At 39.9% G+C, this 6,747-nt stretch carries 6 protein-coding genes and 1 pseudogene; 1 reads left to right on the plus strand and 6 read right to left on the minus strand.

The features are described 5' to 3' along the window. Positions 1 to 45: 45 nt before the first annotated feature. Together dmpG and UF75_RS05750 are read right to left on the minus strand one after the other, a co-directional pair. Positions 46 to 1,071 (minus strand): 4-hydroxy-2-oxovalerate aldolase, encoded by a 1,026-nt coding sequence (gene dmpG, locus UF75_RS05745; protein ID WP_242860128.1) that lies wholly within the window; start codon positions 1,069 to 1,071, stop codon positions 46 to 48. A gap of 2 nt (positions 1,072 to 1,073) precedes the next feature. Beyond that, on the minus strand, positions 1,074 to 1,958 hold the full coding sequence (locus UF75_RS05750; RefSeq protein ID WP_045573636.1) for an acetaldehyde dehydrogenase (acetylating): 885 nt from the start codon (positions 1,956 to 1,958) through the stop codon (positions 1,074 to 1,076). A gap of 213 nt (positions 1,959 to 2,171) precedes the next feature. On the opposite strand from UF75_RS05750, the gene UF75_RS05755 reads away from it, so the two are divergent. Beyond that, positions 2,172 to 3,344 (plus strand): sugar diacid recognition domain-containing protein, encoded by a 1,173-nt coding sequence (locus UF75_RS05755; protein ID WP_045573637.1) that lies wholly within the window; start codon positions 2,172 to 2,174, stop codon positions 3,342 to 3,344. 109 nt (positions 3,345 to 3,453) lie between these two features. Here UF75_RS05755 and UF75_RS29875 read toward each other — a convergent pair whose 3' ends face one another. From UF75_RS29875 to istA, 4 genes and pseudogenes are all read right to left on the minus strand, one after another. Beyond that, positions 3,454 to 3,714 carry a hypothetical protein gene (locus tag UF75_RS29875; RefSeq protein ID WP_242860129.1) on the minus strand — a complete coding sequence of 87 codons (261 nt, stop codon included), beginning with the start codon at positions 3,712 to 3,714 and terminating at the stop codon, positions 3,454 to 3,456. A 273-nt stretch (positions 3,715 to 3,987) separates the two neighbouring features. Then, the gene (locus UF75_RS29880; protein ID WP_242860130.1) at positions 3,988 to 4,182 is read right to left on the minus strand and encodes a transposase; all 195 of its coding nucleotides are present in this window, start codon (positions 4,180 to 4,182) and stop codon (positions 3,988 to 3,990) included. 501 nt (positions 4,183 to 4,683) lie between these two features. Next, positions 4,684 to 5,427, minus strand: a pseudogene (istB, locus tag UF75_RS05765) (IS21-like element helper ATPase IstB). Continuing rightward, the coding region (gene istA, locus UF75_RS05770) for an IS21 family transposase (RefSeq protein ID WP_045573655.1) at positions 5,427 to 6,747 on the minus strand (1,321 nt) is incomplete at its 5' end. The gene istA and the pseudogene istB, both read right to left, overlap by 1 nt.

Genomic DNA, 6,747 nt, shown 5'->3' on the forward strand with positions numbered 1-6,747 from the left:
GTTTAGGTCTTACCGGCTAGCGTCCCTGGCAGGACGGATATGGTTTTAAATACTTGTCTGTTTTGCTAGTTTTTCCTTAGCAAGATCATAGGCAACTTCAATACAGATATTTTCTTGTCCTTCGGTGCATTCTCTCTTACCAATTTCCTTAATAATATCCCTGGGATCAACTTGATATTTCTCCCCAGCCCTTTGGGCAAAAAGCAAGAAACTTGAATAACACCCTGCATAACCTAACATGATCCTATCGCTATCGATCTCCATCGCTCTAGGCATTAAAGGTCGTAAATATTGATCACCAATGTCCATGGTCTGATATAAATTAACTCCCGATTCAATTCCCATTCTTCCAAGAACGGCTACAAATATCTCTGTCGGACAGTTACCTGCTCCTGCTCCAAAACCTTTTAAGCAGCAGTCGATGTACTCCGCCCCAGCCTCCACGGCTGCTTTAGAATTAGCAACTGCCAGCTGCAAATTATTGTGACCGTGAAACCCCACGGGAACATCTATCGCCTTTTTCATTGCAGATATCCGCTCAAAAGTTTGCTCGGGTAGCTGGTATCCGCCACCATCTAACAGATATACGACTTCTGCGCCGTAAGATTCAGCCATTTGTGCATAACGTACGGTTTCTTCCACGGGTATTACAGATGCACAAGGCAATACAGAGATCGGAATAAGCCCTAACTTTTTCGCCATTTTGATATGCTGTTCTCCAATATCGACTTCAGAAATCTGGGTACATATTCTCGCATATTTAGCACCAAATTCTTTGGCCAGGTTTAACTCATGCCTAGTCCCAACCCCTGGCAGGATGATAATCGACATATTGCTATTTTTTATCACAGGAGAGACCGCTTCGATATAATCGCGGTCACTCGCTGCTGCAAAACCATATTGCAATGACGAACCTCCCAGTCCGTTGCCGTGGCCAAATTCGATTGCTTCAACACCGATCTTGTCAATCTGTCCAGCAAGAGTTGCCATTTGTTCCGGAGTATACTGATGGCTTTTGGCATGACTTCCATCCCGAAGTGTAAGATCAAATATTTTAATTTTTTTACCCACGGTTATTCCCCCTTCTTAATCTTCAAAAGCCTGTCTCTGGCAATTCTTTCAGCCATAGCAAGGGCCGCACTCGTTTCAATATCCAAATTTCCGCTATATTTCGGCAAATAATCACCTGATCCTTCCACTTCGACCATTACTGTAACTTTATTTCCATCAAATGTGGGAGGAATTTTCATCCGATATCCTGGAACGAACTCTTGTACCTCTTTTACGATATTTTCAACAGACTTCGTTATCTTTTCTTCGTCAACAGTTTCCACCAAAGCATAAATCGTATTGTTCATAATCATCGGAGGTACGGCAGGATTTAGGAGGATAATCGCTTTCCCTTTCTGGGCCTTTCCGATTTCCACTATGCCTCTTGAGGTAGTAATCGTAAATTCATCAATACTTTGCCTGGTCCCTGGACCGGCACTTTTGCTAGAGATTGTGGCAACGATTTCGGCATAGGGTATAGGGGTTACTCTGCTTATGGCATAAACGATGGGAATAGTAGCTTGACCTCCACACGTGATTAGATTAACATTAGGAGCATCAAGATGCTCATTGAGATTTACGACAGGCATAACATAAGGACCAACTGCTGCCGGAGTTAAATCAACTGCCACTATACCCGCTTCTCTTAAAAGGGGAGCGTGTTTCATATGAGCATTAGCGGTTGTAGCATCAAAAACCAGTTTAATATCATCCCGCTCTAAAATTGCATCAATACCCCTTGCACTTGTTTCTATACCTTCTTCCCTTGCTAAGCGAAGGCCCTCCGACTCCGCAAATATTCCTGTAACAAGTTTTAAGTCCAAATATTTACTTTTTTTAATAACTTTATACATTAAGTCAGTGCCTATATTTCCGGGACCGATTATAGCCACACCTATTTTTTGCATATTAATGTACTCCTTTCTAAATTTAATTTCTTTATTTTTCTAATTATATCTATTCTTAAGAATTGTTTAAACAGACAGTCTGTCTGAATATTTCCGATTTCAATTGCTATTTTTTTATGCATTTTATATACTTTAGTTAAAAATATACAAATTTTCCTCCCAGGTTTTATTATTTTTAGTGCAAAATATACAATTGAAGGTGGGATGCCTCTTATGTTAAATCAAAAATTAGCTCAAGAATTAGTTGAAAAAGCAAGCGCTATTTCTGGTTACAATACACATATTACTAATACCGAGGGAATAATAATCGGTGCATCTGATCGTACACGTATTGGACAATTTCATGAAGCAACCTCGAATATTATCAAGCAAAGGAGATATTGCGAATATACTGCTGAAGAAGCTGCAAAAATCAGGGGTACGCGTGCAGGAAGCGGAAGTCCGATATTTTTTCGTGAAAATATATTGGGCGTAGTTTCTATTAGCGGAGAACCAAATGAGATTCGCAAATATGGGGAATTAGTACGCAATCAGGTTGAGATGATGTGCGAACAAGCATTCCAATACGAATTTATGCAATTAGAGCACCGCGCGAAAGAAGCATTTGTACAAGAAATTATTCGCACCAGCGATGGTACATTTGGAGGACAATTTTTAGGTTATGACTTGACCATCCCTAGAATCGCGGTTTTATTTGAAGTAGCAAGTCGAATTGAGCCTTTTTCAATTGACCAACAACGTCTCAGAGAAGACATTATGAAGGTTGTTAAATCCTTTAGTGATAAACAGGACATTGCTTCATTTATTACATCGAACCGCTTTGTCCTTTTGATGAAATTCGACCCTACATATGATAAAGTACAATCAAATCAGATTATAAAAACGCAGGTGAATCATATTAGAGAAGCAATTAAAAGTAAATCGAATTCAGATCTTTCAATTGGAATTGGAGAATATTATTCTGGTACTCATGGTTTACCTAATTCATATAAGGATGCTTTTCTTGTACTTGAAATGCTGAAAAAATTTCATTTGAACCCCGGTATTTATCATATAAATAATCTAATTCTTGAACAAATTCTAAATAATGTCTCTTCTGATACTGTAAAAAGATTAATATCATCTCCTCGAATGGTTAACCTCTTTAATAATAAACATCAGGAAATTATAAAAACATTTAGAGTTTTTTGCAGCAATAATCTACATACCAGTAAAACCAGCAGAGCAATGTTTCTTCACCGCAATACGCTCCTTTACAGGTTGAATAAGATTAAACAGCTTACCGATCTTGATCCGAACAATTTTTCAGAAGCTATGCAACTTAATCTCTTACTTAATTTAGCTCAAATTCACGGCTTACTTAATTTAGAAAACGAAAAAATCTAAATAAACAACAGAGATCGAGTACTATCCAAATGGCCTTAATAACCTACAAAGCATGGAAATATGAAAACACCAGAAAAAAGAGTGACAGAGGGACGGGGTTATTGTCACACTACAATCTTTGGATTATTCCCCTGCTTATTCCTGTTAATCTCTCAATCATCCTAATCGACAAACCATATACTTCCTTTAGTTTTTTTATGTACGAATTTCTTTTATTTATATCAAACTTTTGGATATCAATTGCATGTCCAACTTTACAATGATTATTGATTATTTTTCTAGCATCTTCATCTGTTAACCGGCGTTTTTCAGGTAAATCCATACATTCATCATCGTTCTCATTGTTTATATATTCAATGAAACGCTTCACTGTTTTTTCTCTATCTGAATTTAAAATATCCAGAGCAAAGTTTATATCAGTCTCATCACTTGCTTCGATATAATCAATGTAATTTGTCCAGATATAGTTTTGAATTTATTTACTATTCCAGCTTTTAAAGGATTCTGAAAAATTATCGAAGTACTGTGAAAAAATATACATCATCTTCTACAGGTTCGCTTTTAAACCAATCCTGAAACAAGTACCCTACCCTGTCATACTTTTTGTTATACCATAAAACATAACTACCACATATCCTTCTCATCACTGTAAATGAAGATGATTACCCATTAACCAATAAGTATATTCATTGTATTCACAAATCTCCTTGTATTTTTGTAAGGTTTGAATAAACTTAGCGCAATCTTCCTCATCTTCAAACAGGGTTTGACGATTTATTCCCCTCATAATGATATGATATATTCCACTTTTACTTTTAATCCTTGCAGCTCTAGGCACGGTAAACACCCCCGTGGCAAATTATACCATACGGGTGTTTGTGTCAACAACCCCGTCCCCTTGTCACTCCTGAAGACATGAAAGATGTCCGCATAATGGGAAAGGCAATACAATTTAAATCGGAGGTGCGGTAAGTGGTGAGTATATTCCTCCACGATTCAATGGTGATGTTGATGCTTTTGAGGGTTTTAAAAAAGCCGTAGACGAAGATCTGCTTAACGAAACTAAGCAAAATAACCTTTTTGACGATGAACTAACAGAAGATGAACAAAGAGCTGTGCGGGCATTTCTTGTGATATATAGAAAACAACTTAATACTGAATAAAAATTGACTCAATTCAGGGGAGTGTTGCACCCTTATGAATATTTCGGTGTGGCAGCGCCACCAGTACGCTCTGTACTATACCACTGTCTCGCTCAGAATGAGCCACCCTGTTGCTGGTTGAACCACTAGCTGTGAGAGTCAAGCAGCACAGGGGGCTCAAAGATTACTGATATACGTTATTCTTGAATCCCCTTGCGTTTACGCATGGAGTCCTCTCCATCAATGAAGATGGTGTATGAATCATGAACAATTCGATCAAGGATTGCGTCTGCCAAGGTGCCTTCACCGATCTTTCCGTGCCAGCCTGCTGGCGCAAATTGCGAACAAAAAATGGTTGAGGTCTTTTGATGCCTAGCTTCAACGATCTCTAGAAGATCACGAGCTTCGTTGTTATTTAAAGGTATGAGGAGCCACTCATCAAGGATTAACAGGCTTACTCGTTTGTACTGCTTCATGACCTTCTGGAAGATACCTTCCCCTCGAGCGACTGCAAATTCATTGAGTAGGTCAGGAAGGCGGATGTATTTGACCGTGTAAAAGTTGCGACAAGCCGCAATTCCAAAGGCGCAGCTCATGTAACTTTTGCCAGCACCAGATGCGCCAAGAATAATTAAATTGTGGTTTTCTTGAACATAATTGCAGGTTGATAGACGTGTAATTTGAGTTCTATCAAGCTTTCTGTCAGCATGGTATTCTATATCCTCGATGCAAGCATCGCTAAAATAGAGTTCTGATTTTCGAATAAGACGGCTAATTTATTGTTTTTTCTTCTAGCCCATTCAGTATCGACCATAAGGCCAAAACGTTCTTCAAAGGACAGGTCCTTGAAGGATGGATCATCTAACTGCTTGCGATAGGAGTCAGCCATAGAAGGTAGTCTGAGCTCATTCAGTTTTTGTTACTGTCGTTTCGTTCACCATTATGAGTTCCTCCCATAATAGTCTGCACCCCTTGTAAATCCGAAGTTTGCAGACGTATTATTAGGAACAGTATCTTCTTTGACAACTTTATCGTGACCCGTTTTTAGAATCGTCTGGATGCTCTTATAGCTAGGATTTGGCGTATAGGATAACGCCCTTTCACAGGCAGCTTCAAGACGGTTCACGGCGTATTTGTCGGCCAATTTGAGCAGAGCCATACATGATCGGTAGCCTTGTTGTTCTACTTTGTGCGCTGCAAGAATGGCTTGAACCGCTATGGATGTATTAGTACCAACACTTTTCGCCCAGAAGATAAACTGTTCTGAGTTCCAAGCAGCATACTGCTTATGCTCTTCAGGCATATGTTCAACAACCGCGCTGTACTGGCCTTCTCGGCCATGTAGCTTTGGATGTGAACAGACTCGGTGGTTATTGAAGAAGACTTCGATAACCCTCCTGGTGATACGAACATCAACTTTATGTTTAATGTATTCGTACGGGCAGCTGTAATACATTTTCCCCACGGCTATATGATAGTTAAACTGAACGGTTGCGATCTTCCAAGTGGCTAGCTCATAAGGAGCGTGGGGCAGTGGTAGTAGTGCACGTTGCTCTTCTTCCTCAAAGACGCTTAGCCGGCTTCCCGGTTTCTTTTGAAATAATTTGCTGTTAAAGTCCTGCAGTTTAGGAATTATAGCCTCGTTAAGCTCTCTAAGTGAGAAAAACTTCTGACGGCGTAACTCTGCGATGATCCAGGTCGATATGATCCCGACAGTGCCTTCAACTGTGGCTTTATCTTTTGGTCTTCTAACACGAGCAGGAATGACAGCGGTTCCATAATGTTCGGCCATGTCGTGATAAGTCTTATTGATGATCGGTGTGTACCATGACGTATTTTCGACACCGGTCTTAAGATTATCCGGAACTAGAATTCTGGTAACCCCTCCAAAGAACTGATAGGCGTTGACATGTGCCGCAATCCAGTTTTCCTGGTTCATTGATAAGAACGCTTCGACATAGGCATATTGGCTAGAAGATAATGCCGCGACAAAAACGTAGGCATCCATAGCTTCGCCTGTGTCACGATCGATAATTGTGGCTGTTTTGCCTGCCCAGTCGACCTCCAGTAGTTCTCCGGGCTTGCGGTCGATGTGCATGGTAGCTTTTGTAACATTAGCATACTCACGGTAGTATTTGCAGAACTGCGTGTACATGAAGGGCACTTCATGACTAAGCCGACATGTTTCACAGTACTCATTCCAAACAAGGCTTAAGGTAACCCCGTTTTTCGCCATTTCTTTATGGACGTAGTCATAGTCT

It is taken from the genome of Desulfosporosinus sp. I2 (assembly GCF_000960765.1).
Lineage (GTDB): Bacteria > Bacillota > Desulfitobacteriia > Desulfitobacteriales > Desulfitobacteriaceae > Desulfosporosinus.

Excerpts from the sequence above, each read along its gene's own strand:
- UF75_RS05755 (WP_045573637.1), top strand. The coding sequence starts at position 2,172 with ATGTTAAATCAAAAATTAGCTCAAGAATTAGTTGAAAAAGCAAGCGCT.
- UF75_RS05750 (WP_045573636.1), bottom strand. The coding sequence starts at position 1,958 with ATGCAAAAAATAGGTGTGGCTATAATCGGTCCCGGAAATATAGGCACT.